Origin of the sequence: Burkholderia sp. SJZ089, from assembly GCF_007828315.1 — a bacterium.
Lineage (GTDB): Bacteria > Pseudomonadota > Gammaproteobacteria > Burkholderiales > Burkholderiaceae > Burkholderia > Burkholderia gladioli.
Genome location: NZ_VIUM01000027.1, coordinates 1 through 22,987, shown reverse-complemented (window position 1 = coordinate 22,987; position 22,987 = coordinate 1). Strand labels below are relative to the sequence as shown.

Below are 22,987 nucleotides of genomic sequence, written 5' to 3'. Positions count from 1 at the left end.
CGCCGGCCGGCATGGGCCGGATCGCGAATCCGATGCCGGCCACTTTAGCGAGGCACGGATCGGCCCGTCTCCGTAGAAATTGACCAGTTGGACTAGTATGTTTGGCCTATCCAGCCTGCCTCGCGCGAGGCAGGCTGGAACGCCTGCCAGCCGGCCAGAGCACCGTGTTTCGGGCGTGTCCGGGGCGCGCGGCCGCCTGCCTGGTGACGCCACGGTATGAATGCACTACCCCACCCGGTGCATCCGTCCCTTGCATGGCGACCGCCCGCCGGCGAAGATTCCGCAGGCACGCCGCCGCCCGGGCAACCCGCCCGAGCCACGCCGGAACGACCCGGCACGTCATCCGGAACACCAACCATGAACGAAGCCGTCAACGAAGAGCAGGCGCTCAAATCGCATACCGACCGGCGCCAGTTGCATCAGATCATCGCCGGGCTCACCGAGGGCGTGATCCTGGTCGAGCCGGACCAGCGCATCGTCTGGGCCAACGACGCCGCGCTGGAGATGCACGGGGTACACACGCTCGACGAACTCGGCGCGAACGTCACCGAATACCGCGAGCGCTTCCGGCTGCGCTACCGGAACAATCATCCGGTGCAGGCAGGCCACTACCCGATGGACCGCGTGATCTCCGGCGAGGAATTCAGCGACGTGACCGTGGAAGTGTTCCGCGCGGACGACGAGGAGCAGAGCTGGGTGCACCGGATCCGCAGCCTGGTGCTGACCAACTCGGCGGGCGAACCCGATTGCCTCGCGCTGGTGCTGCACGACGCCACCGAGCTGGCCAGCGCGGAGCAGCGCTTCGAGCGGACCTTCAACGCGAATCCGGCACCCGCGGTGATCTGCCGGCTCAGCGATATCCGCTACGTCAAGGTCAACCAGGGATTTCTCGACATGACGGGCTACCAGCGCGACGACGTGCTCGATCGCACCGTCTACGAGGTCGACGTGCTGGAGAACGCCGAGCGCCGCGAGCTGGCGATCGAGCGCCTCGGCGAGGGTGCGACCATCCCGCAGATGGAAGCCGTGCTCAAGCTGCCGCAAGGCGGCACCAAGGCGGTGGTGGTGGCCGGGCAGCCGATCGACATCGGCGAGGAGCCCTGCATGCTGTTCACCTTCATGGATCTCGAGCCGCGCAAGCAGGCCGAGCACGCCTTGCGGCAAAGCGAGGAGCGCTTCGCCAAGGCGTTCCGCGTCGCGCCGGTGGCCACCGCGATCGTCACCGCCGAGCGCTTCGAGATGCTCGACGTGAACGACGCCTTCATCGCGCTGACCGGTTATCCGCTCGACGAGATCCGCGGCAAGTCCGTCTCGAGCATCGGCCTGTGGGTGGACCTGGACGCCTTCGGGCATGCCGCCGCCCTGCTCACGCGCGACAGCCGGCTGCTGAACGTCGACATCCAGATTCGCAGCCACGACGGCGAGGTGCGCGACTGCCTGATCTCCGCCGATTCCGTCAGCATCCACGATCAGGACTGCATCCTGTTCGCCCTGCTCGACATCAGCGACCGCAAGCGCAGCGAGACCGAGATGGTGCTGGCCATCGAGACGGCGATGCAGGACGCGTCCTGGTTCAGCCGCATGCTGATCGAGAAGCTCGCCAACGTGCGCCGCACCAACTCGCCCGATGCCGGCGCCCAGTTGTCGGACCTGACCGGGCGCGAGCGCGAGGTGTTCGACCTGCTGTGCCGCGGCCTGGCCGACAAGGAGATCGCAATCAAGCTGAATTTGTCGCCCAATACGGTGCGCAACCACGTGGCGACGATCTACGGCAAGCTGGACGTGCACAGCCGAACGGAAGCCATCGTCTGGGCGCGCGAGCGGGGCTTCTTCGGGGACGGCGAGGCGCCGCCGGCGCGCGGCGCACGGGCCAAGCCCGGCGCCTGAGCGCGGCAGGCTTCGCGCCCTTGCCTCGGTATTTCCCTTTTCCCCTGGAGTACACATGAAAGCTGGAATCCTCGGTACTTATGGAAGCTGGGCCATTCTCGCCGCGGCCGTCGCGGTGCTGGCCGGATGCGCCGCGCTCGCCGGCGGCCCCAAGGGCAACGCGAAGGTGCCCGAGCCGGCCAAGGAAGTCGAACTCGATCGCTACCTGGGACGCTGGTTCGAGCTGGCGCGCTACGAGAACCGTTTCGAGCGCGGCTGCGAAGGCGTCACCGCCGACTATTCGCTGCGTGCCGACGGCCTGATCGAGGTACGCAACACCTGCCGGCAAGGCGCGCCCGACGGGCCTGCGCGCGAATCGCTGGGCCGTGCCAAGCGGGTCCCCGACAGCCGGGGCGCGAAGCTGAAAGTGTCGTTCTGGGGACCGTTCTACGTCGGCAACTACTGGGTGCTCGATCACGCCGACGACTACACCTGGTCGATCGTCGGCGAACCGTCGGGCCGCTTCCTCTGGATCCTGACGCGCGAGGCGCGTCCTTCGGCCCAGCTCCGACGCATGCTGTTCGAGCGCGCCGCCGCCCTGGGCTACGACACCTCGCGGCTGCGGCCGACCGCCCAGTAGCTTCGCCGGGCCCAGGCGCCGACGGCAGGAAATAAAAATTATGCTCGCGGAATAGGATAAATATCGGCCGGCGGCCCGCACGCGGGCGCCCATCATGCGGTAAGGTGCCGACTGGATCGGCGCAGCAGCAGGGGTACCCGTGGCCTTCTACACACTGAGACAACTGAAGTATTTCGTGACGACGGTCGAGGCCGGCAGCGTGGCCGAGGCCTCGCGCCAGCTGTTCATCGCCCAGCCTTCGATCTCGAACGCGATCAAGGGCCTGGAGGAGAGCTTCGGCGTGAAGCTCTTCATCCGCCACCATGCCCAGGGCGTGTCGCTCACGCCGAGCGGCACGCGCTTCTATCGCAAGGCCCAGGAACTGCTGCGCATGGCGCACGAGTTCGAGCAGAACGCGCTGGCCGACAACGACGTGGTGACGGGGCAGATCGACATCGGCTGCTTCGAGACCGTGGCGCCCCTGTACCTGCCGCAACTGATCGCGGGCTTTCGCGAGCTGTACCCCGGCGTCAACATCCGGATTCGCGACGGCGAGCAGCAGGAGCTGGTGCAGGGGCTCACCGCCGGCACCTTCGACGTCGCCTTCCTCTACGACCACGAGCTCGACGGCACCATCGAGACCGAGCCGCTGATGCCGGCGCAGAAGCCCTATGTGCTGCTGCCCGAGAATCATCGCTTCGCCGGGCAGTCGCAGGTGTCGCTGCGCGACCTCAGCGTCGAGCCGATGATCCTGCTCGACGTGCAGCCGAGCCGCACCTACTTCGTGAGCCTGTTCCATGCGCTCGGCCTCACGCCCAACATCGTGTTCGGCTCGCCCTCGATCGAGATGGTGCGCGGCATGGTCGGCCAGGGCTTCGGCTTCTCGCTGCTGGTCACGCGCCCGCATTCGGAATGCACCTACGACGGCAAGAAGGTGGTGACGATCGACATCAGCGAGCCGGTGGCGCGCTCGGGGCTGGTGAGCGCGCGGCTCAAGCGCGGGCAGTTGACCAAGCCGGCGCAGTTGTTCGTGGATTTCTGCCGGGAGCGGTTGACGGAGCTGAGTTCGGCGCCGCGGGGGTGAGGGGCGCGGCAACAAGTGCTTCGTCGGCAGGGAGCTCGCCGCCCTCAGGAACGATTGGTCGACGAGCGTCGAAGTCGACCAATCCCCCTGAAAAGGGCAAACGAGAATACGAGGGATATCAAAAAACTGATCAGTAATAATCCCGCGACGAAAATATCCTCGTTTTGTTCGCCGCCGGCTGAGCCCAAGGCGCGGAACAACGGCGCCAGGGTGTTCCACCCTTCGCCGCCGTTGCCGAACCACCGAGCCATCCAGGGAAGTGACGCAATCGATATCTGCACGGGAAGCGTTAGCAGAGCCGCGACAACAACGCGGGCAAATAATTTCATCGCACGATCACCTTGCCGTAAGCACGCAACACGGCACCTGGGACTTGAAAGATCGGTTGTGCTTTCAGGAACAAACGTAATTTTTCGAATTGCGCGGGATTTTTCACTGTAATACAACCACTGCTTTCACCGATACGGCCAACAGGATGAAGCCGGAAATGCCCACGACGGATGCCCTTGATTGTTGTCCAATCATCGATCTTTCCATCATTTCGATATAGAGCGAACCACTCTGCGCGGCGTGTATTCAGCGTGACATCCTTCACCGCATCATACAGCCAGCCGAGGTGCCCGCCACTCTGCCGGTCGACAATATAGTACGTGCCGGTGGGAAGCGGCCCCTTGTCCGTGATGGCAGTCGCTGCCGGATCGTTGACATATCGGCCGTTACCTGAGAAAGCGGCAACGCTGCCGAAGCCGGGACAATTCAGTATCGATACAGCCGTCTTGTTCAGCGTAAACGTGCATTCAACCGGCATGACGCAACCTCGAATCAAGGAAGGTATTCAGTCGTCGTGCCGTGATGACTCGCGACTCCATCGTGATGGAACATCATCGCGATAACGATGCCCACAAACAAGTCGGGGCAAGTTGTTTCAAATAGGCCGGATATGCGGTCGATCAATTCCGCGCCATGTTTCCGGATCGACGGCGCCGTCCTTCGAGCCTCTTGTCGCCGCCGGGACAAAACAGTTAGCATGAGCGCGCAATCCGCGCCGGGCAGGCCACCCGCCGACATGCCCCTCCCCCCGCATGCCGTTTCGATCCGGAGTCCTGCCCATGAGCGCATCCGACGCCCTCGTGCCAAGCCGGCCCGGCAAGCCTTGCCTCCCGAACGGGCTGATCGCCGGCATGACCATGCTGCTCGGCTTCGGCGCCACCTACTGGCGCCAGCTCGGCTGGCTCTGAGCCGCGATCGCGCCGGGCCCTCATCCACCAGCCACCACGAGGAACCGAGATGCGCATTCCGCTCCACGACGCCACCGACTTCGGCAAGCGCCTGCTGCTCGCGCTGCGGGTGCCCGAGGATATCGCCGAGGACACCGCCCGCCACCTGGTGGAAGCCGATCGCGTCGGCTACGCGAGCCACGGCCTGTCGATCCTGCCGAGCTACCGCAAGGTGCTGGAGGACGGCCAGGTCGATCCGGCCGGCCGCCCCAGCGTGCTGACCGACCATGGCAACCTGCTGCTATTCGAGGGCAATCGCGGCCTGGGCCAGCACGTGGGCAAGGTGGTGGTGGAACAGGCCAAGGCGCGCGCCTTCGACAAGGGCGTGTGCATCCTGACGCTGCGCAACAGCCATCACCTGGGGCGCATGGGCCATTACGGCGAGATGTGCGCTCACGAAGGGCTGGTGTTCATCGCCTTCACCAACGTCACCAACCGCGTGCCGATGGTGGCGCCGTTCGGCGGCGCCGAGGCGCGCCTCACCACCAACCCGCTCTGCTTCGCGGGGCCCCTGCCGGACAACCGCCCGCCGCTGATCGTCGACATGGCCACCAGTGCGATCGCGATGAACAAGACGCGCGTGCTGGCCACCGAAGGACGCGAGGCGCCGCCGGGCTCGCTGATCGACAGCGCGGGCCATCCCACCAACGATCCGGACGTGCTGTTCGCCGATCCGCCCGGCGCGCTGCTGCCGTTCGGGGCTCACAAGGGTTATGCGCTCGGCATCGTCGCCGAGCTGCTGGCCGGCGTGCTGTCGGGCGGCGGCACGATCCAGCCCGAGAACCCACGCCGCGGCATGGTCACCAACAACATGTTCGCGATCGTGCTCAATCCGCAGGTCGATTTCTCGGCGAGCTGGCGCTCGCACGAAGTGGGTGCCTTCATCGACTACCTGGGCTCCTGCCCGCCGCAGCCCGGCGTCGATCGCGTGCAGTACCCCGGCGAATACGAGGCCGACAATCGCCGCAGGCATCACGACCATGTCGAGTTGACCGCGCCGATCTGGGCCACGCTGGAGAAAATGGCCGGGGAGCTCGGCGTGAGCGTGCCGCCCACCCAAGCCTGATGATCCGGTCGACCAAGGCAGACGGCCCGCATTCGCATGCGGGCCGTTCGTCGTTTCAAACCGTCGTCAGGTGCTCGACCAAACGGGCCAGCATCGCGTCGCAGCGCTGCAGCTGCTCGAGGCTGACGAACTCGTCGGGCTTGTGCCCCTGGTCCATGCTGCCGGGGCCGCAAACCACGGTCGGGATCCCGGCACGCTCGAACAGGCCGCCCTCGGTGCCGAACGCCACCGTGCCGAACTCGGTCGAGCCCGACAGCAGCGCCAGCAGTTGCGCGGCCTCGCTGTCCGGCGAGGTGGCCAGCCCCGGATACGCGCTCAGCGGCTGGAAGCGGATATCCGTATCGGGCTGCACCGCCTGCATCCTCGGCAGCAGTTCGGCGTCGGCATAGGCACGCAGATCGTCGGCCACTTCCTGCGCGTCGTAGTCGGGCAGCGCACGCACCTCGAAGTCGAACTCGCATTCGGCCGGCACGATGTTCAGCGCGCGGCCGCCCTTGATCACGCCCGTCTGCACGGTCGAGAACGGCGGATCGAAACGCGCGTCGTGATGTTCGGGCTCGGCCAGGCGACGGCCGATCTCGCCGAGCTGGCCGATCAGCCGGGCCGCGTATTCGATCGCGTTGACGCCATACGGCGCGTAGGCGGAATGGCAGGCGGCGCCCTTCACGTGGCAGCGCATCGCCAGCTTGCCCTTGTGGCCCAGCACCGGCTTGAGCTCGGTCGGCTCGCCGATCAGGCACAGGCGCGGGCGCGGCTCGCGCCGCTCGAGCTCGGCCAGCATCGGCCGAACGCCGAGGCAGCCGACCTCCTCGTCGTACGAGAAGGCCAGATGCACGGGCATCGAGAGTTCGTGCGCGCGCTCGACGAAGGCAGGCACGGCCGCCAGCACCGAGGCGAGGAAGCCCTTCATGTCGGCCGTGCCGCGCCCATACAGCTTGCCGTCGCGCTCGCTCATGCGGAACGGCTCGACGCTCCAGGCCTGGCCGTCCACCGGCACCACGTCGGTATGGCCCGACAGCACCACGCCGCCGCGATCGCGCGGGCCGATGGTGGCGAACAGGTTCGCCTTGCTGCGCTCGTCGTTGTAGAACAGCTCGCTCTCGACGCCGAAACTCGTCAGGTAGTCGCGGATGAAGTCGATCAGCGCCAGGTTCGAATCGCGGCTGACAGTGGCGAAGCCGATCAGCTTTCCGAGCAACTCGCGGCTGCCGAGGCGGCCCGCCGCCGCGGGCATGGAGGCGGTCTCACTCATCGCCGGGCACGCCATAGCTCGGCGCCGCGGTCGGGTTGATCGCGCGCGTCAGATAGTCGGCCATCTGCGGCTGGTAGGCCTGCCAGAGGCCGGCAAGCTGGCCGATCGGGTCTTGGTCGGCCCAATCCACGCGCAGGTCGATGATCGGCCAGACCACGTCGCCGACCACCTTGAGCGCCGCCGAATGCACCGGGCCGGCCTCGCCGCCCGCGGCCACTGCGGCCTGCATGGCGGCCAGCAGCCGGTCGGCGAGGGTGCCGGGCGCCGCCTCGAAGGCCGGCACCATCGCCTCGATCACCTTCTGGTGGGAGAGCAGGTTGCCGGCGGCCACGCACTGCTCGCCCGCCACGGCGTGATAGAGGCCCAGCGATTCCTTGCCGCTGAACAGCGCCGTGCGGCCCTGCCCGTCGATCACCGTCACCTGGCGATACTGGCTCCAGCCGTTCGCCGACAGCGCGCGATCGAGCGCGGCGGCCGGATCGAGCTGGCCGGCCTCGAGCAGGTCGAGGATCTGCGGGCCCAGCGCCGGCAGCGTGACGTTCTGCGTGGCCACCGCGCCCACGCCTGCGCGTACCCAGGGACAGCGCGCGCCCACCGCGATGCTCGACGAGCTGATCGCGATGCCGAGCTGCCCGGTTTCCTGACATCGTCCGACGATCGAGAAAGTCATGTTCGGCTCCTTGGCCTGGTTCAGGCCGGTTGCGGCGTCCAGTTGTCGGGAATCACGGCGATCACGTCGATCTCCATCAGCCATTGCGGCTGGCCCAGGGCACTCACCACCAGCCCCGTCGAGATCGGGAACACGCCCTTCAACCACTTGCCCACTTCCTGGTAGACCGGCTCGCGATAGCGCGGGTCGATCAGGAAAGTGGTGGTCTTGACGATGTGCGAGAGGTCGCTGCCGGCTTCCTCCAGCAGTTGCTTGACGTTCTTCATCGCCTGCTCGGCTTGCGCGCGCGGGTCGCCCAGGCCCACCAGGTTGCCGTCGAAGTCGGTGCCGACCTGGCCGCGCACGTAGACGGTATTGCCGGCTCGCACGGCCTGGCACAGATCGTTGTCGAGCGTCTGGTTCGGGTAGGTATCCTTGGTATTGAACATCCGGATACGGGTATGCGTCGGTTGGCTCATGGATGTACCTCGAAATCTTGATTCGGGAAGCCGCGTTGCGGCGGCTTCGTATGGGTCCGCACTGAGGGTCCGCGCTGAGCGTTCCCGCTCAGGCCGCGGCGGGCGGCGTCCAGTTGTCGGGGATCACGGCGATCACGTCGATCTCCATCAGCCATTGCGGCTGGCCCAGGGCGCTCACCACCAGCCCCGTCGAGATCGGATGCACGCCCTTGAGCCACTTGCCCACTTCCTGGTAGACCGGCTCGCGATAGCGCGGGTCGATCAGGTAGGTGGTGGTCTTGACGATGTGCGAGAGATCGCTGCCGGCTTCCTCCAGCAGTTGCTTGACGTTCTTCATCGCCTGCTCGGCCTGCGCCTGCGGATCGCCCAGGCCCACCAGGTTGCCGTCGAAATCGGTGCCGATCTGGCCGCGCACGTAGACGGTATTACCGGCTCGCACGGCCTGGCACAGGTCGTTGTCGAGCGTCTGGTTCGGATAGGTGTCCTTGGTGTTGAACATCCGGATACGGGTATGCGTCGGCATCAGTTCACTCCGATTTCGCTGGTCTGGTTCCGGGCTTGCGACTGGCTGGCGGCCGCGTCGGCCGGTTCAGCGGCTTCGCGCTGCGTGCTGTCGCGGTAGTCGAGGTACTTGCGCTGCGTCGCGATGTGATCGGCGACGTGCTTCGCGTCGTGCCAGACGCCCCAGATGAAGCTGGAGCCGCGACGTGACTGCCACGGCAGGCCGAGGAAATAGATGCCCGGCTCGACCGACACGCCGCGCTGGTGGCGCGGCTTGCCCTTCGCGTCGAAGGCGTCGACCTGCAGCCAGCGGTAGTCGGTGGCGTAGCCGGTGGCCCAGATGATCGAGGTGACGCCGGCCGCGGCGAGATCGAGTTCCAGCCGCGGCTCGCTCAGGCAGGCGGGATCGGCGGGAATCTCGCGCGCTTGCGGCTCTTCCGGCAGGTCGAGGCCGTTGCGCTCGATATAGGCATCGGCCTCGTCGAGCAGCGACAGGTAGTTCTCGTCGCCGCGCGCGATGTTGGCGACCAGGTCGTCCTGGAAGGTGACGACATTGCCCTCGAAGGACTTCGTCAGGCCGACCAGGTTCACGCCCTGGTGCGCGAGACGGCGGAAATCGACGGTATGGCCGCCGCGCGCGCCGCTCACGGCGATCGTCACGTGCTCGCGGCCCGGCACGGCCGCCTCGGCGTCCCACTTGCCGAGCACGCCCAGCCACCAGCAGAAGTCGCGGTTGCGATAGGCGCGCGGCGGTCGATCGTGCGGGCCGACCGACAGGTAGACGTCGCGGCCGGCGCGCTGCAGTTCGTCGGCGATCTGCACGCCCGAGGAGCCGGCGCCCACCACCAGCACGCCGCCCGCCGGCAGTTGCGCCGGGTTGCGGTAGTCGGCCGAGTGGATCTGCGTGAGCGAACTGGCTTGCGGCGCGATCGGCGGAATCACCGGGATCTGGAACGGGCCGGTGGCCACCACCACGCGGCTCGCCTCGATGGTGCCGTCGCTGGTCTCGACCGTGAAGCCGGGGCGGCCCGCGTTGCGCGCCACCTTGGTCACCTCCACGCCGGTGCGGATCGGCGCCTGGAATTTCTTCGCGTAGGCCTCGAAATAGTCGGCCACGCGATCCTTCGACGCGAACGCGTCCGGATCGAGCTCCTCGAATTCGAGCCCGGGGAAGCGGTCGTGCCAGGCCGGGCCGTTCGCCACCAGCGAATCCCAGCGGCCGGTGCGCCAGCGCTCGGCGATCCGGTCGCGCTCAAGCACCAGATGCGGCACGCCGAGCCGGCCCAGATGTTCGCTCATCGCGACGCCGGCCTGCCCGGCGCCCACCACGAGCGTGTCTACGACTGTTTTCCCGACTGTCATCTCGCGTTCCTCTGAAAGCGGTTCAGGCTGTTGTTTCGTTGTCGCCCACGGCATGGCCGCGCGCGCAAAGGCATGAATCGAATTCTGTTCAGAGAAAACGAATAGCGAAATGATGTTTTTTGTGGTCGCTGGCTAGGAAAAAGCTGGTGGGGCGCCGAGGCCCGCCAGGCTTGGGAGAAGGCGTGCCAAAAAGTCTCGGCGCAGGGTTTTTCTGACGAGTCTGGTCGCGGTCGTAGCACTCCGGGATGCATTGTGCGGATGCCTGAGGGGCTCCAAAAACACGCATCTCAATCGGCGGACATCCATGAAAAAAAATCATGCCTTACCTGGATCGACGGGCCGTGTCGTCCAGATCCTGATCACATTCATTCTATTGCTGGCCTCACTCGACATCCATGCGAGCGGCGACTGCTCGGCACTCTATGCCAGCTCCGGCGCCATACCGGGATCGCGGACCTGCGAGCTCACCGTGGCCAGCAGAACGCCCGGAGGAATGGCCAACTATGCGTGCATCAACGATATCGAGGCGATCAGCGCGTGGTGCGCCGCTGCCGTGCAAGAGCCGGCACCGCCGGAGCCGGAGGCAACGTGCCCCGTCGCCGATCCGGTGTATCCCGGCAGCGGCGCAGTCACGCTCGCCGCCTCCGACTTCGTCAGTGGCGACGAATTGCCGATGGTTTTCACGCGGACCTACGTGTCGAATCGGGTCGCCAACGGCGGTGGTGCGATGGGGGCCGGCTGGAGTCACAACTGGCAACGTCGGCTCGACGTGAGCAAGGCGGACGACGGGCAGGCGGCCAGAGTCGTGGCCTACCGCGAGGATGGGGAACCGGTCACGTTCCAGGGAGCAGCAGGCCAATGGCGCGCATCAGGCTTCACCGGCCTGGCGCTCGCTCGGAACGCCTCGGGCTGGCTGCTGACCGATCTTCACACGGAAACGGTCGAATCGTACTCGGCGCAGGGCCGGATGCTGTATGACGAGACCCTCACCAGGGTCCGCCGCACCCTGAGCTACGACGCCTCCGGGCTATTGACGCACGTCGTCCAGCACGCCGCCGGATCGGCGGAAGAATACTGGGACGTCACGCTCAAGCTCGGCTACGACGGCCAGCGCCGTTTGTCGAGCCTGACCGATCCGTTGGGACGCGTCACTCGGTATGCCTATGACGCCAACAACAACCTGAGTTCGGTCACCTGGCCCGACAACAGCGTCTACCGCTACGTCTACGAGGACTCCCGCTTCAAGCACGCGCTGACCGGCGAGATCGACGAGGTCGGCGCGCGCATCGCTACCTGGACTTATGACGACAAGGGCCGCGCGGTTTCGGTCAACCATCCCGACTCGACCCGCGACGTGCAATTCGTCTATCGGCCAGGTTCCACCACCATCGTGGGCAGCGGACAGACCACCACGCTGAACATGGCCTCGATCGGCGGCGTACTGCGACCGACTACCAGCACGTCGACGGCGGGCAACGCCAGCAGTACCTGGGACGCGTCCGGCCGTCTCGTCAAGGATATAGCCGCCGACGGTGGCACCTCGGAATACCGCTACGACGAAGCGGGACGTCCCGTCAGCGCGACTGTCACGAACCGCTCGGGCTCCTCGGTCACGTCCATCCGATATGCCGACGCGACGAGCCTGCGCCCGTCGATGATCGCCTCGCCGAACCTGATCCAGGCATTCACCTACAACAGCGCCGGAGCCACCGCGAGCATCAGCGAAACGCCGACCACCGACGCGACCGGGGCCAATGGTTTCGCCGCACCAAAAGTTCCTGGCACCGTTGCGACAGTCTATGCGCTTGGCTACACGGACATGAACCGCCTCGATAAGGTCGTCGAGTCGAACCAAGGGAACGTGCTGCGCCGGTGGTACGTCATCCGTGACCATGGCGGCAATGCGTACGAAATCCAGGGCGCTAACGCCTCGCATTTCGACGCGACCAGCGTCACGCAGCGCGACGCCGCGCACCGCGCCCTGGTCGGCAGAAATCCGACGGGCGAGTTCAAGATCCGATACGACCTGCGCGGCCGAATCGACCGCTTCACGTTCAAGCAATATGCGAGATTCGACCCAAAGGGCACGCAGCGCCTGTTCAAGGTCGCATTCGAGTTCGCACCGAACGGCCGGGTGATTTCGCGCACCGGCACGGTGGCAAGCAGCAATGACATCTATCGTCGTGACGACGGCCCCGACCTCCCGATCAGCCAGGAGGAAATCAACCAGTGGATCGATAACTACAACCATGGCGATTCGCCCATCGCGCCACAAGCCGATCTGCTCGGCACCGGCACTCTCGCTGGCCACGGGTCGATACCCATGTCGACGGTCTGTCACGACTGCCACTTCGTGGCAGGGTTGCCAGAAAGCCGGGCAAGGTGGATTGGCGGCGCGGCGCGCGGCATCGCGTTCGTCTGGAGGCTCCTCAAGAATCCGGCTATCAGGTATGGCATCGGTCAGGGCGCGAAGAAGGCGGCCGAGAAGCTCGAACGTGCCAAGGCAAAGTGCAAGCCGGCAGCCACGGCGGAAGTGGAGGGAATTCCGCCTGGACGTATAAAGTCGATGTATGTAGAAAAAACGGAAGGATTCGGCGTAACGAACATCATTACCGATGTTCCAAAATCGGAATTCGGAGCGAACTTACTCAAAGACGGCTGGACGAAAACCCTGAGCACCAACGGAAAAGTAGAAATTTTCACAAAAAACGGCGCGAAGTATTCGGTCCGGGAATACTCGAAAACCGGGCCACCAACGGCCGAATTCACGCCTCGCGGAGCAGGAAAATACACCCTTAAAATACGACTTCCAAAATCATGAGCATGATCGACTTCATCCTCGACGAGCATACCTTCAGGCCGCTATGGCGCCGCGCCGTGTCCGAAACAACATCCCTTCGGACCCAACGACGGGAAACCATGCTTTACTTCGAATCATCCGACCTTCGGACCTCGAATTTTTTCGAGCTGATTCAACACCTACTCAAAATCAAGGGAGACTCCAGTTTCTGGACAATCATCCTGGACCCCGATCCATTCAATTATTTTCATGAAAATTTCAAGAAATTCCCGGGATTCGTTCACAACAGCCACAACACCGAGAACGATTTCTTCGAAATTTTGAATCGTGATCCAGGAGGCAACCCCGCGGACTCCCTGGCGGACAATGGCCAGCAATATGTTGTCATGCCGGAGCAGGGTGAATGGATAATATTCGGCGATCGGTCATGGGACACCGGCGTTCTCTCTGGACAGCCCGACATCATGAAGGCTGCCCAAAGCAACTACCGCTTCTTCATTGAGCCCGTCGAGGATTTTCGCATCGAGCCATACTGCTCCCCCGCGAACGACTGAAAACACTTATCCGACGAGCGCCACCGGGGATCACACCGGCGGCGCTCGCTCCTCGCGATCGCTTCAAAAAATCAGCCCCTACCGCCCCAAAACCCGCTCCACCAACCGCACGAAATAACTCGCCCCCACCGGCAGCAGGGCATCGTTGAAGTCGTAACTGGCGTTATGCAGCAGGCAAGGCCCGCCGCCGTGCCCGTGCACGCGATGATCGCCCACGCCATTGCCGAGGAAGGCATAACATCCCGGCTTCTCGCGCAGCATGAACGAAAAGTCCTCCGCCGCCATGGTCGGATCGACGGCCGCGTTCACATGCGCCTCGCCCACCAGCTCGCGCATCACCGCCACCGCCACGGCCGTCTGCTCGGGGTCGTTCACGGTCGCCGGATACTGGCGCTGGAAATCCACCTCGCTCTCGCAGTCGAAGGCCGCGGCGGTCGCGGCCACCACCGCGCGCATGCGCGTCTCGATCAGGTCCAGCGTGGCCTCGGAGAAGGTGCGCACCGTGCCGCCCAGCCAGGCATCGGTGGGCACCACGTTCATCGCCTCGCCCGCGTGCACCTGCGTGACCGACAGCACCGCGCCGTCGATCGGATTGCGGTTGCGCGTGACGATCCCCTGCAGCGCGCTCAGCACCTGCCCCGCCGCGAACACCGGGTCGCGCCCCAGGTGCGGCATGGCCGCGTGGCAGCCGGCGCCGCGCAGGTTGATCCGGAACAGGCTGGTGGAAGCCATCAGCGGCCCCGGGCGCACCGCGAAATCGCCGGCCGCGATGCCGGGCCAGTTGTGCAGCCCGAACACGGCATCCACCGGGAAGCGCTCGAACAGCCCGTCCTCGATCATCGCGCGCGCGCCGCCGCCCGCTTCCTCGGCCGGCTGGAAGAACAGCTGCACGGTGCCGTCGAACTCGCCGTGCCGCGCCAGATGGCGCGCGGCCCCCAGCAGCATGGCGGTGTGCCCGTCGTGGCCGCAGGCGTGCATCGCGCCGGGCACCGTCGAACGATGCGCGAAGGTATTGGCCTCCTGCACCGGCAGCGCGTCCATGTCGGCGCGCAGGCCGATCGCGCGCGCGCTGCCGCCGCGCTTCAGGGTGCCGACCACGCCGGTGCGGCCGACGCCGCGCGTGACGGCATAACCCCATTGCTCGAGCCGCTCGGCGACGAGCGCCGCGGTGCGGAACACGTCGTAGCCCACCTCGGGATGGGCATGGATATCGCGGCGGATCGCCGTCAGTTCGTCGGCGTGCGCGACGATGGAATCGATCAGTTTCATGCGGATGGGAAGGCTCTTGTCGGTCGTCGCGTCGCGACAGCGGCAACGGCGGCAGCGGCCCTGCCCGTGCCGCCCGCCGCCGCGACGCGAGACATCAGATATGGAACAGTTGCGCCACCAGGGTCGCGCCGATGAAGGTGCCGGCGTTCGCCACGAAGGACACCAGCACGATGCGCCAGCCGAGCCGGCGGAAGGCAGGGATGTCCTTGGCGATCGACAGCCCGGCGAACACCAGCATCGGCGTGGTCACGCCGAGGAAATCGTTGTGCGAGCTGAGCGCGGCGATCTGCGAGGCCCACGGGCTCCACGGCGAGGTCAGGAACATCGCCACCACCGATACCCAGCAGACCGCCGGAATCCGCCGCCCCGTCACGCGCGCCAGCGCATCGCCGACGATCGTCGCCACCACCATGATCGCGATCCCCGGCAGCCCCACCAGCGGCGTGGTGCCATGGGCGATCCAGTCGCACACCAGCGCCATCGCGGCCGTCACGATCCAGGCCAGCAGCTTGCCGCCGTAGCCGAGCGTGGGCGCCTCGGTGCGCACCTCGCCCAGCGACGGGCTGGCCGCCTCGGGCTGCGCCGAGGCCTTGGTGGTGCGCCCGATCAGCGGCTCCAGCACGCGATAGCCCCACACCGCCAGCGGCAGCGAGATGAACAGCGTGAAGTAGGTGCCGATGGTGGTGGTGATCAGGTTGCTGGCCGCGGCGAAGGCGAGCACGGATTTCGCCGTCTCCGGATCCTGCTGCGCGGCGATCGCGCCCGAGGCGGCCGCCATCATGCTGCCCGAGCCGACGCCCGAGCCCATCGCCAGCGCGAGCGGATCGAAGATGCCGAGGCTGCTCACGAAGCCCGCGAACACGGCGATGAACACCGCGCCGAACACGGTGCCGGTCAGGTATTCGGCCAGCACGCCGCGGCCCTCGGCCGAATCCATGCCGTACTTCTCGCCGATGATCGCCAGGCTCGGCTCGCGGCCCACCGAGAAGGTCGCGCCGATCGCCTCGCGCTTGATGCCGAGCAGCAGCGCGAGCGGCAGGCCGAGCAGGATGGTGCCGACGAAATGGCCGAACTCCTGGAAGGCCAGCGCCCAGCCCGCCGAGGCCAGCTTGGGCAGCGCGCTGCCCACCATCAGCCCGAGCTTGGAGACGAACAGCAGCAGCGCCGGCTGCAGGATCGCGGCGGCGAAGAACTGGTCGGGCACGCTCAGGCGCGCGCTGCTGTTCCAGCGCGCGCTGGCCAGCCCCACCGCGGCGCCCAGCAGCAGCGCCCAGATCATCGGCAGCAGCACGACCTTGCCCGGTCCGAGCTTGAACGTGAACGAGCCGATCCATTCGGCGACCAGCAGGATGCCGGCCGCGTAGAGCAGGACCTTGGCGGTGGCCGCGCCGCCCAGCTCGCGGCGCTCGATCCCCAGTGCGTGTTGCATGGCAAGTCTCCCCTTGAAGCCCGGCTGCCGTCGGATGCGGGCCGGTGTTACAGATAACCGAACGCGGTCGGCGGCGCTTCGGCCGTCTCGACCCAGACACTCTTGGTCTGCGTGTATTCGTACAGCGCCTCGACCCCGCTCGAGCGCCCGTAGCCGCTCATGCCGTAGCCGCCGAACGGCGAGGCCACGTTGATGGTCTTGTAGCCGTTGACCCAGAAGGTGCCGGCGTTCACCTGCGCGGCCACGCGATGCGCGCGCGCCACGTCGGTGGTCCAGGCCGCGCCGGCCAGGCCGAACTCGGTGTCGTTGGCGATCGCGATCGCCTCCTCCTCGGTGTCGAACGGGATGGCGGCCACCACCGGCCCGAAGATCTCGGTGCGCGCCACCTCCATCGCGTTCGACGCGCCGGCCAGCACGGTGGGCGCCACGAAGTAGCCGCCGCGGCCTTCCTCGACGCGCTCGGCCGAGCCGGCGGCGAGCGTGGCGCCCGCCGCCACGCCGCGCTCGATCATCGACATCACGTGCTCGTACTGCTTGCGGTTGTTGATCGGGCCCACCTCGGTCGCGTCGTCGAGCGGCGCGCCGACGCGGATCTTCCTCGCGCCGGCGGCCACCATCGCGACGAACTCGTCGTAGACGGCGCGCTGCACCAGCAGGCGCGAGCCGGCCACGCAGCTCTGGCCCGCGCCGGCGAAGATCGCCGCCTGGGCGGTCAGCGCGGCACGCTTGAGGTCGGCATCGGCGAACACGATATTGGCCGACTTGCCGCCCAGCTCCAGCACGCAGGGCAGCACGCGGCGCGCGGCGGCCTCGGCGATGCGCGCGCCGGTGGCCGGCGAGCCGACGAACACCACCTTGCTCACCACGCGATGCGCGATCGCGGCCTGCCCGGCGGTATGGCCGAAGCCGGCCAGCACGTTGACCAGGCCGCGCGGCAGCCCGGCCCGCTCGCCGAGCATCGCCACCGCCAGCGAGGTGAAGGGCGTCAGCTCCGAGGGCTTGAGCAGCACGCCGTTGCCCATCGCCACCGCGGGCGCCACCTGCCAGCCGCAGGTGAACACCGGCGCGTTCCAGGGCGTGATCTGCAGCACCACCCCGGCCGGCTCGCGGCGCGTGTAGTTGAGGTGCGAGCTCGGCACCGGGATCACGCTGCCGTAGAACTTGTCGGTCCAGCCCGCGTAGTACTCGAACATCTCGGCGACCCTGGCCACTTCGCCGCGGCAGTCGCGGATCGGCTTGCCCGAGCCGAGCGCCTCCAGCCGCGCGATCGCCTCGGCCTCGGCGCGGATCGCGCGCGCCACCTCCTGCATCACGCGGCCGCGCGCGGCATGCGTGAGCGCCCACCATTCGCGCTGCGCGCGCCGCGCGCTCTCGGCGGCGTGGTCGATCACGGCCGCGCCGGCGTCGCGATAGGCGAGCGTGGCCTGGCCCGTGGCCGCGTCGTAAAGCTGGATCGGCTCGCCCTGGCCGGCGACGAGTTCGCCGTCGATATACGAGCCGATGGTGGCGGCGCCGGGGAAGAAATGCGCGAAGGCGGCGAGCAACTGGTCTGCGTGCTGGGTCATGTCTGGGTTCCGTATCTGGATCGTCGAATGTCGGGCGTCGGGCTCGATCGTGGCGCGGGCCGCCCGGCTTCAGGCCGGATCGAGGAAGTCGACGATGCGGTTGAAGTCCTCGCCGTCCGCGACGAACGCCTCGCTGGCGGCCCACAGGCGCGCCGCCTCGCGCGCCACCGGCGCGACGCTGTCGAACTGGTCGAGCAGGCCCAGCGCGAGCCGCACGTCCTTGCGCATCAGCTTCATGGTGAAGCCGGAATCGAACTTGCCGTTGAAGATCCAGGTGGGGTAGTTGGTCAGCGTGGCGCTGTTGCGGCCCGAGCCGCCGTTGAGCGCCTCGACCAGCTTCTCCGGATCGACGCCGGCCGCGCGCGCGGTGCGCACCGCCTCGCTGGCGGCCAGCAGGTGCACGCCGGTCAGCAGGTTGTTGAGCAGCTTGGTGACATGGCCGGCGCCAACCGGGCCCACGTGCACGCGCTTGGCGCTGATCACCGCGAGGATCGGCTCGACCGCCTCGATATCGGCGGCCGAGCCGCCCAGCACCATGGTCATGGTGGCGGTGGCCGCGCCCTTGGGGCCGCCGCTCACCGGGCCGTCGACCAAGCCGATGCCGCGCTCGGCCAGGGCCGCCGCCACGCGCCGCGTGCTGTCGGGGTCCGCCGTGGTGGTGTCGATCACGATGGTGCCCGGCCTGGCGTGCTCGAGCACGCCGCCCGCGCCCAGCACCACCGCCTCGACCACCGCCGAGGTCGGCAGCGAGAGCAGCAGCACGTCGGCGTCGCGCGCGATCTCGGCCACCGAATCGCGCGCCGACAGCACTTCCTGCCCGGCCAGCGCGAGCGCCACGCCGGGCGCCGCGTCGTAGCCGAGCACCGTGTAGTCGCCGCGCCGCAGCGAACCGGCCATGCCGCGCCCCATGTTGCCCAGACCGATCACGCCCACCGTTTTCATCCGACGACTCCCGATAACTGTTGGTTCGAGGGCGGCGCGCCAGCTTGCGCCCGCCTTGCATGGCCACGATGTTCGGTCCGGCGATCCGTATAATCAATCCACGCCAATATTGATATTGTTCTCTTTTTTAGAACACTCGAATCATGAGCGATACCCTCACCGACAGCCGGATCATCTATTTCTACGAGGCCGTGCGCTGCGGCACGATCCGCGCCGCGGCCGACTGGCTCGACGTGGCGCCCTCGGCCGTGAGCCGCCAGATCGGGCTGCTGGAGAAGGAGCTCGACGCCACCCTGGTGGAGCGCCATGCGCGCGGCGTGACACCCACCGAGGCGGGCCGCTGCGTGATCGAGTATTTCCGTGAGCAGCTCGCACACCGCGACGACCTGATCTCGCGCCTGCAGGAGCTGCGCGGGCTCAAGACCGGCCAGGTCAGCCTGGTGCTCGGCGAGGGTTTCGTCTCGGACCTGCTGGCCGGGCCGATGCAGCAGTTCTGCCGGCAGTTCCCGGGGATCCGCGTCAACCTCGACGTGGGCAGCACCAACGACGTGATCCGCAAGATCTCGAACGACGAGGGCGAGATCGGCCTGGTCTACAACCCGCCCACCGAGCCCAAGCTGGTGTCGCGCGCGGCCAAGCGGCAGCCGATGATGGCGATCGTCGGCCCGGATTTCCCGCGCCGCGGCAACAAGGTACTGACGGTCCAGCAGCTCGCCACCTACCCGCTGGCGGCCACCCACCCTTCCTATGGCACGCGGCAGATGATGGAGGCCGTGGAATACGCCGAGCGCGTGCGGCTCGGGCCGATCGTCACCACCAATTCCTTCGCGATCCTCAAGGAGTTCGTGAAGTCGGGGCTCGGCATCTCGGTGATGCCGGCCTTCGCGGTGGCCGCCGAGCTGCAGGCCAGGGAGCTGTTCGCGATCGAGATCGCGCATCCGATCCTCGAGAACGCCGAGGCGCACATGGTCACGCGCGTGGGCCGCAAGCTCTCGGTGGCCGCCAACAAGATGCTGCAGATGATGACGGGACAGATGCGGGCGTTCCGCTAGGCGCCGGCGCGTCGGGCTTAGCGGAACGCCCGCGAGCGTATATCATCGCGGCAACGCTTTCATCCGCCTTCCTCCGATTCCATCCCTCCCGCACGATGAACACGCCCAACGACACTCCCGCCCCGCGCGCCCTGCGTGCGCTCACCGCCCTCGAAGCCCGCATCGTCGGCGTGCTGATCGAGAAGCAGCACACCGTGCCCGATACCTACCCGCTCTCGCTGAACGCGCTGACGGCCGGCTGCAACCAGAAGACCGCGCGCGCGCCCGTGATGAGCGCGAGCGAGGCCGAGGTGCTCAGCGCGATCGAGGAGCTGAAGCTGGTCAGCCTGGTGTTCGAGGGCAGCAGCAGCCGCGTGCCGCGCTTCGAGCACAACCTGAACCGCGTGCTCGGCATCCCGAGCCAGGCCGTCGCGCTGCTGACCGTGCTGCTGCTGCGCGGCCCGCAGACGCCGGCCGAGCTGCGCCTGAATTCGGCGCGCCTGCATGGCTTCGCCGACGTGTCCTCGGTGGAGGGTTTCCTGGAGGAACTCGCCGAGCGCGCCACGCCGCTGGTCGTCAAGCTGCCGCGCGCGCCCGGCGCGCGCGAAAGCCGCTGGATGCACCTGCTTTGCGGCGAGGTGGACGTCGGCGCGTATGCCGCGCCGCGCGCGGGCAGCGAGGGCGGCGCCGTGGAGGGGCTGTCGACGGCCGAGTTCGATGCCCTGCGCGAGGATCACGACCGGCTCGCCGAGGAAGTCGCGCGGCTGCGCGCGCTGGTCGAGCGGATGGCAGGCGAACTCGGCATCGACGCCGGCTCGCCCGAGGCGGATGCCTGAGGGGGCGATTGGCACCTGAAGCGCTCGACGTCTGAGGTGCTGGCCGCCTGAAGCGCAGAATGCTTGCGCTGTCGAATGCCTGAAGCGCCGGATGCCTGAAGCACCGGCGCCGAACGACAGGCGCGCGACTCAGTCGAGCGCGCGTCCCTTCAGCTCCGGAATCAGCACCAGCGTGGCGACGATGTCGAGCACGTAGAGCGCGGCCAGCGCCGCGATCGCCACCGTGAAAGAATAGCGCGCCGCCAGCGCGCCCACCGCCAGCGGCCCGAAACCGCCGATCGCGCGGCCCAGGTTCCACAGCACGTTCTGCGCGGTGGCGCGCGCGGCGGTCGGATAGGCTTCCGACATCAGCGTGCCGTAGCCGCCCACCATGCCGTTCACGAACATCCCCATCAGCGCGCCGGCCCACAGCAGCACGGCCGGGTCGCTCAGTTGCGCGTAGACGCAGACCATCACCACCGCGCCCGCCTGGTAGAGCAGGAAGGTCGGCTTGCGGCCGATGCGGTCGGCCAGTTGCCCGAAGGCCCAGACGCCCGCCATCATGCCGAGCACCGTCACCGCGGTCCACATGCCCGACTTGGTCAGCGAGAACCCCAGCCGCTTCGACAGGAAGGTCGGCAGCCAGATCATGATCCCGTAGTAGCCGAAGTTCTGCACCGCGCAGAGGATCACGATGCCGAGGCTGGTGCGCGCCGTGCGCGCATCGGCGAACAGCATGCGCAAACGCGCGCCGAAGCCCGGCGCCCGCCCCGGCTGCCGCGTGCGCACGAAGGGCTCGGGCTCGTGCAGGCGATTGCGCAACTGCCAGGCCACCAGCGCCGGCAGCATGCCGACCGCGAACATGCCGCGCCAGCCGATCCATTGCAGCAGGGTGGGCGTGAGCAGCGCGGCCAGCAGCACCCCGCATTGCCAGCCCAGGGCCACATAGGACGACACGCGCGCCCGCTTGGCGGCCGGCCAGGCCTCGGCGGCCAGCGCCATGCCGATGCCGAATTCGCCGCCCAGCCCGACGCCGGCGATGGTGCGATAGACCAGCAGGTCGGCGAAACCCTGGGCCAGCGCGCACAAGCCGGTGAACACCGCGAACAGGGCGATGGTCCAGGTCAGCACGCGCACGCGGCCATGACGGTCGGCCAGCGCGCCGAAGATCAGGCCGCCCGCCACCGCGCCCACCAGGGTCCAGGTCACCAGCGCGCCGGCCTGGCCCGCGTCGAGCTTCAGCGCGGCCGAGATCGCCGGCAGCATGAAGCCGAGGATCAGCAGGTCGAAGCCGTCCATCGCGTAGCCGATCGCCGAGCCGGCGAGCGCCTTCCAGGCATAGCGCGAGACAGGCTCCGGCGAGGCGATGGAGGCGACGGCGCCGGGGGCGGCAGGTGAGGAATTCGGTGGCATCTCGGTCAGGCGAAGGTGGGAGTCGCGGCAAAACGGGCCCGATGAAAGGCCGATGCAGGGCAAATGCTCGGGGCGGCAAAAACCGGCCGACGCCCGGGTGCTTCCGGCGGCGGCCCGAAGCATACCGCGTCGGCGCGGGCGGCTCCACGGCGCGCCGCCCGCGCCCTCGACGAACCTCGCCAGCATGCCCTGCACAAAAATCCACAGGAAGCCCGGCCGGCCGGGCTTGACGCGGCTTCGCCGGGCTCTCTAGAATCGCAAATTCCCACTTTCGGAGCCGACGTCTTGGACGCCAGCAGTTGTCGACCTTCCCACGACATGTCCGCCTGATCGACCGACGCCAGCCCCGTCTCACGCTGCCGTTCGCCGATCCGGCAAACGGTGCGCGCGGCAGTATCCGCAGTCCCCTCCTCGTGCATCGCTGAAGCGCCGGAACGCGCCACGCCCTCCTTGCGTGCGCGATCCGGTCCCGCCGTCCGGCGGCCCGTGCCCGCGCGCGCCCTTTCCAGGGCAGGCGCCGGCGCCGCCCGCCGCGATGGCCAACCGACCAGGAGCCCGCCATGAACAGCGACAGTTGCCCCTTATGCCGCAAGACCCTTTACCCATCTGGGCGCGGCGAGCATCCGGCCGTCTGACCCGGCATCCCCGGGATTGCCGTCAGACGGCAGAGGCCCGCGCCCACTGAAGCGGCGAGACCGAGCGTCCGCCGCACGGAGCCTCATCATGAATTTCGGCCTTCTGCTGTCGCAACTCCCGCACGTCGACGAATCGCGCACGCATTACGAAGCGATGCTCGACCTCGACGACCGCAAGCCGCTGCTGGTGCGATGCTTCCAGCGCATCCGGGCGATCTTCGCCTGACCGGCTCGGCGGCGCCGGGGCGGCCCCCCCCCCCCCCCCCCGGGCCCCCCCCCCCCCCCCCCCACCCCCGCGCCGCCCCCCCCCCCCCCCCCCCCCCCCCGCGCCCGCCCCCCCCCCGCGCCCAACCCCCCCCCCCGCGCCCCCCGCCCCCAG

Annotated in this window: 22 protein-coding genes; 10 read left to right on the top strand and 12 right to left on the bottom strand. The window is 67.6% G+C overall.

The genetic code is table 11. The features are described 5' to 3' along the window. The first annotated feature begins 357 nt into the window (after positions 1–357). The 3 genes from FB600_RS33580 to FB600_RS33570 all read left to right on the top strand — a co-directional run bounded on the left by FB600_RS33580 (position 358) and on the right by FB600_RS33570 (position 3,569). Positions 358–1,887, top strand: a complete 1,530-nt coding sequence (locus FB600_RS33580) for a helix-turn-helix transcriptional regulator (RefSeq protein ID WP_013691290.1) — start codon at positions 358–360, stop codon at positions 1,885–1,887. A gap of 55 nt (positions 1,888–1,942) precedes the next feature. After that, a complete protein-coding gene (locus FB600_RS33575) occupies positions 1,943–2,506 on the top strand; it encodes a lipocalin family protein (protein WP_013691291.1) in 564 nt (187 codons plus the stop codon). Positions 2,507–2,645: 139 nt separating this feature from the next. After that, positions 2,646–3,569 (top strand): LysR family transcriptional regulator, encoded by a 924-nt coding sequence (locus FB600_RS33570; protein WP_096751812.1) that lies wholly within the window; start codon positions 2,646–2,648, stop codon positions 3,567–3,569. 44 nt (positions 3,570–3,613) lie between these two features. Here the strand turns inward: FB600_RS33570 and FB600_RS33565 are convergent, their stop codons facing one another. Then, complete coding sequence (locus tag FB600_RS33565; protein WP_082193651.1) at positions 3,614–3,898, bottom strand: hypothetical protein; 285 nt, start codon at positions 3,896–3,898, stop codon at positions 3,614–3,616. Beyond that, a complete protein-coding gene (locus FB600_RS33560) occupies positions 3,895–4,377 on the bottom strand; it encodes a DUF2778 domain-containing protein (RefSeq protein ID WP_096751814.1) in 483 nt (160 codons plus the stop codon). The genes FB600_RS33565 and FB600_RS33560 overlap by 4 nt, the downstream gene beginning before the upstream one ends. A 301-nt stretch (positions 4,378–4,678) precedes the next feature. Here FB600_RS33560 and FB600_RS37955 point away from each other — a divergent pair, with 301 nt between their 5' ends. Beyond that, positions 4,679–4,807, top strand: coding sequence for a hypothetical protein (locus tag FB600_RS37955; RefSeq protein WP_258182189.1), 129 nt, complete (start codon positions 4,679–4,681; stop codon positions 4,805–4,807). Between the two features lie 49 nt (positions 4,808–4,856). Beyond that, entirely contained in the window at positions 4,857–5,912 is a 1,056-nt protein-coding gene (locus tag FB600_RS33555) for an Ldh family oxidoreductase (RefSeq protein WP_145757622.1), read from the top strand. A 55-nt stretch (positions 5,913–5,967) separates the two neighbouring features. On the opposite strand, the gene argE is transcribed toward FB600_RS33555, so the two are convergent. From argE to FB600_RS33530, 5 genes are all read right to left on the bottom strand, one after another. Further along, positions 5,968–7,164: an acetylornithine deacetylase gene (argE, locus tag FB600_RS33550; protein ID WP_261383525.1), complete on the bottom strand. Its 1,197-nt coding sequence runs from the start codon at positions 7,162–7,164 to the stop codon at positions 5,968–5,970. Beyond that, positions 7,157–7,834, bottom strand: a complete 678-nt coding sequence (locus FB600_RS33545) for a DUF1028 domain-containing protein (RefSeq protein ID WP_096751816.1) — start codon at positions 7,832–7,834, stop codon at positions 7,157–7,159. Before FB600_RS33545 ends, argE begins: the two co-directional genes overlap by 8 nt. A 20-nt stretch (positions 7,835–7,854) precedes the next feature. After that, positions 7,855–8,292 (bottom strand): RidA family protein, encoded by a 438-nt coding sequence (locus FB600_RS33540; protein WP_096751817.1) that lies wholly within the window; start codon positions 8,290–8,292, stop codon positions 7,855–7,857. 88 nt (positions 8,293–8,380) lie between these two features. Further along, positions 8,381–8,815: a RidA family protein gene (locus FB600_RS33535; RefSeq protein WP_013691299.1), complete on the bottom strand. Its 435-nt coding sequence runs from the start codon at positions 8,813–8,815 to the stop codon at positions 8,381–8,383. After that, entirely contained in the window at positions 8,815–10,155 is a 1,341-nt protein-coding gene (locus FB600_RS33530) for a flavin-containing monooxygenase (protein ID WP_098151244.1), read from the bottom strand. Before FB600_RS33530 ends, FB600_RS33535 begins: the two co-directional genes overlap by 1 nt. Before the next feature lie 304 nt (positions 10,156–10,459). Here FB600_RS33530 and FB600_RS33525 point away from each other — a divergent pair, with 304 nt between their 5' ends. Further along, positions 10,460–12,976 (top strand): RHS repeat domain-containing protein, encoded by a 2,517-nt coding sequence (locus tag FB600_RS33525; protein WP_096751819.1) that lies wholly within the window; start codon positions 10,460–10,462, stop codon positions 12,974–12,976. Continuing rightward, positions 12,973–13,509, top strand: coding sequence for a hypothetical protein (locus tag FB600_RS33520; protein WP_096751820.1), 537 nt, complete (start codon positions 12,973–12,975; stop codon positions 13,507–13,509). The genes FB600_RS33525 and FB600_RS33520 overlap by 4 nt, the downstream gene beginning before the upstream one ends. Positions 13,510–13,587: 78 nt before the next feature. Here FB600_RS33520 and FB600_RS33515 read toward each other — a convergent pair whose 3' ends face one another. The 4 genes from FB600_RS33515 to FB600_RS33500 all read right to left on the bottom strand — a co-directional run bounded on the left by FB600_RS33515 (position 13,588) and on the right by FB600_RS33500 (position 18,714). Further along, entirely contained in the window at positions 13,588–14,778 is a 1,191-nt protein-coding gene (locus FB600_RS33515; RefSeq protein WP_096751821.1) for a M20 aminoacylase family protein, read from the bottom strand. 94 nt (positions 14,779–14,872) lie between these two features. Then, a complete protein-coding gene (locus tag FB600_RS33510; protein ID WP_096751822.1) occupies positions 14,873–16,207 on the bottom strand; it encodes a DUF3100 domain-containing protein in 1,335 nt (444 codons plus the stop codon). A 47-nt stretch (positions 16,208–16,254) separates the two neighbouring features. Beyond that, positions 16,255–17,772 carry an aldehyde dehydrogenase family protein gene (locus FB600_RS33505; RefSeq protein ID WP_096751823.1) on the bottom strand — a complete coding sequence of 506 codons (1,518 nt, stop codon included), beginning with the start codon at positions 17,770–17,772 and terminating at the stop codon, positions 16,255–16,257. A 69-nt stretch (positions 17,773–17,841) separates the two neighbouring features. Then, positions 17,842–18,714 carry an NAD(P)-dependent oxidoreductase gene (locus FB600_RS33500; protein ID WP_013691305.1) on the bottom strand — a complete coding sequence of 291 codons (873 nt, stop codon included), beginning with the start codon at positions 18,712–18,714 and terminating at the stop codon, positions 17,842–17,844. A 143-nt stretch (positions 18,715–18,857) separates the two neighbouring features. Here FB600_RS33500 and FB600_RS33495 point away from each other — a divergent pair, with 143 nt between their 5' ends. Together FB600_RS33495 and FB600_RS33490 are read left to right on the top strand one after the other, a co-directional pair. Further along, complete coding sequence (locus FB600_RS33495; protein WP_096751825.1) at positions 18,858–19,766, top strand: LysR family transcriptional regulator; 909 nt, start codon at positions 18,858–18,860, stop codon at positions 19,764–19,766. A 95-nt stretch (positions 19,767–19,861) separates the two neighbouring features. Continuing rightward, on the top strand, positions 19,862–20,581 hold the full coding sequence (locus tag FB600_RS33490) for a YceH family protein (protein ID WP_098151245.1): 720 nt from the start codon (positions 19,862–19,864) through the stop codon (positions 20,579–20,581). A 129-nt stretch (positions 20,582–20,710) separates the two neighbouring features. Here the strand turns inward: FB600_RS33490 and FB600_RS33485 are convergent, their stop codons facing one another. After that, the gene (locus FB600_RS33485) at positions 20,711–21,973 is read right to left on the bottom strand and encodes an MFS transporter (protein WP_145757621.1); all 1,263 of its coding nucleotides are present in this window, start codon (positions 21,971–21,973) and stop codon (positions 20,711–20,713) included. A gap of 723 nt (positions 21,974–22,696) precedes the next feature. On the opposite strand from FB600_RS33485, the gene FB600_RS37415 reads away from it, so the two are divergent. Beyond that, a complete protein-coding gene (locus FB600_RS37415) occupies positions 22,697–22,834 on the top strand; it encodes a hypothetical protein (protein WP_013691309.1) in 138 nt (45 codons plus the stop codon). Positions 22,835–22,987: the final 153 nt, after the last annotated feature.

What these genes read in the sequence shown, in the direction of transcription:
- FB600_RS33580 (WP_013691290.1), top strand. Translation starts at nt 358, where the DNA reads ATGAACGAAGCCGTCAACGAAGAGCAGGCGCTCAAATCGCATACCGAC.
- FB600_RS33540 (WP_096751817.1), bottom strand. Translation starts at nt 8,292, where the DNA reads ATGAGCCAACCGACGCATACCCGTATCCGGATGTTCAATACCAAGGAT.
- FB600_RS33545 (WP_096751816.1), bottom strand. Translation starts at nt 7,834, where the DNA reads ATGACTTTCTCGATCGTCGGACGATGTCAGGAAACCGGGCAGCTCGGC.
- FB600_RS33530 (WP_098151244.1), bottom strand. Translation starts at nt 10,155, where the DNA reads ATGACAGTCGGGAAAACAGTCGTAGACACGCTCGTGGTGGGCGCCGGG.
- FB600_RS33575 (WP_013691291.1), top strand. Translation starts at nt 1,943, where the DNA reads ATGAAAGCTGGAATCCTCGGTACTTATGGAAGCTGGGCCATTCTCGCC.
- FB600_RS37955 (WP_258182189.1), top strand. Translation starts at nt 4,679, where the DNA reads ATGAGCGCATCCGACGCCCTCGTGCCAAGCCGGCCCGGCAAGCCTTGC.
- argE (WP_261383525.1), bottom strand. Translation starts at nt 7,164, where the DNA reads ATGAGTGAGACCGCCTCCATGCCCGCGGCGGCGGGCCGCCTCGGCAGC.
- FB600_RS33490 (WP_098151245.1), top strand. Translation starts at nt 19,862, where the DNA reads ATGAACACGCCCAACGACACTCCCGCCCCGCGCGCCCTGCGTGCGCTC.
- FB600_RS33500 (WP_013691305.1), bottom strand. Translation starts at nt 18,714, where the DNA reads ATGAAAACGGTGGGCGTGATCGGTCTGGGCAACATGGGGCGCGGCATG.
- FB600_RS33485 (WP_145757621.1), bottom strand. Translation starts at nt 21,973, where the DNA reads ATGCCACCGAATTCCTCACCTGCCGCCCCCGGCGCCGTCGCCTCCATC.
- FB600_RS33515 (WP_096751821.1), bottom strand. Translation starts at nt 14,778, where the DNA reads ATGAAACTGATCGATTCCATCGTCGCGCACGCCGACGAACTGACGGCG.
- FB600_RS33565 (WP_082193651.1), bottom strand. Translation starts at nt 3,898, where the DNA reads ATGAAATTATTTGCCCGCGTTGTTGTCGCGGCTCTGCTAACGCTTCCC.
- FB600_RS33555 (WP_145757622.1), top strand. Translation starts at nt 4,857, where the DNA reads ATGCGCATTCCGCTCCACGACGCCACCGACTTCGGCAAGCGCCTGCTG.
- FB600_RS33505 (WP_096751823.1), bottom strand. Translation starts at nt 17,772, where the DNA reads ATGACCCAGCACGCAGACCAGTTGCTCGCCGCCTTCGCGCATTTCTTC.
- FB600_RS37415 (WP_013691309.1), top strand. Translation starts at nt 22,697, where the DNA reads ATGAATTTCGGCCTTCTGCTGTCGCAACTCCCGCACGTCGACGAATCG.
- FB600_RS33560 (WP_096751814.1), bottom strand. Translation starts at nt 4,377, where the DNA reads ATGCCGGTTGAATGCACGTTTACGCTGAACAAGACGGCTGTATCGATA.
- FB600_RS33525 (WP_096751819.1), top strand. Translation starts at nt 10,460, where the DNA reads ATGAAAAAAAATCATGCCTTACCTGGATCGACGGGCCGTGTCGTCCAG.
- FB600_RS33535 (WP_013691299.1), bottom strand. Translation starts at nt 8,815, where the DNA reads ATGCCGACGCATACCCGTATCCGGATGTTCAACACCAAGGACACCTAT.
- FB600_RS33520 (WP_096751820.1), top strand. Translation starts at nt 12,973, where the DNA reads ATGAGCATGATCGACTTCATCCTCGACGAGCATACCTTCAGGCCGCTA.
- FB600_RS33510 (WP_096751822.1), bottom strand. Translation starts at nt 16,207, where the DNA reads ATGCAACACGCACTGGGGATCGAGCGCCGCGAGCTGGGCGGCGCGGCC.
- FB600_RS33495 (WP_096751825.1), top strand. Translation starts at nt 18,858, where the DNA reads ATGAGCGATACCCTCACCGACAGCCGGATCATCTATTTCTACGAGGCC.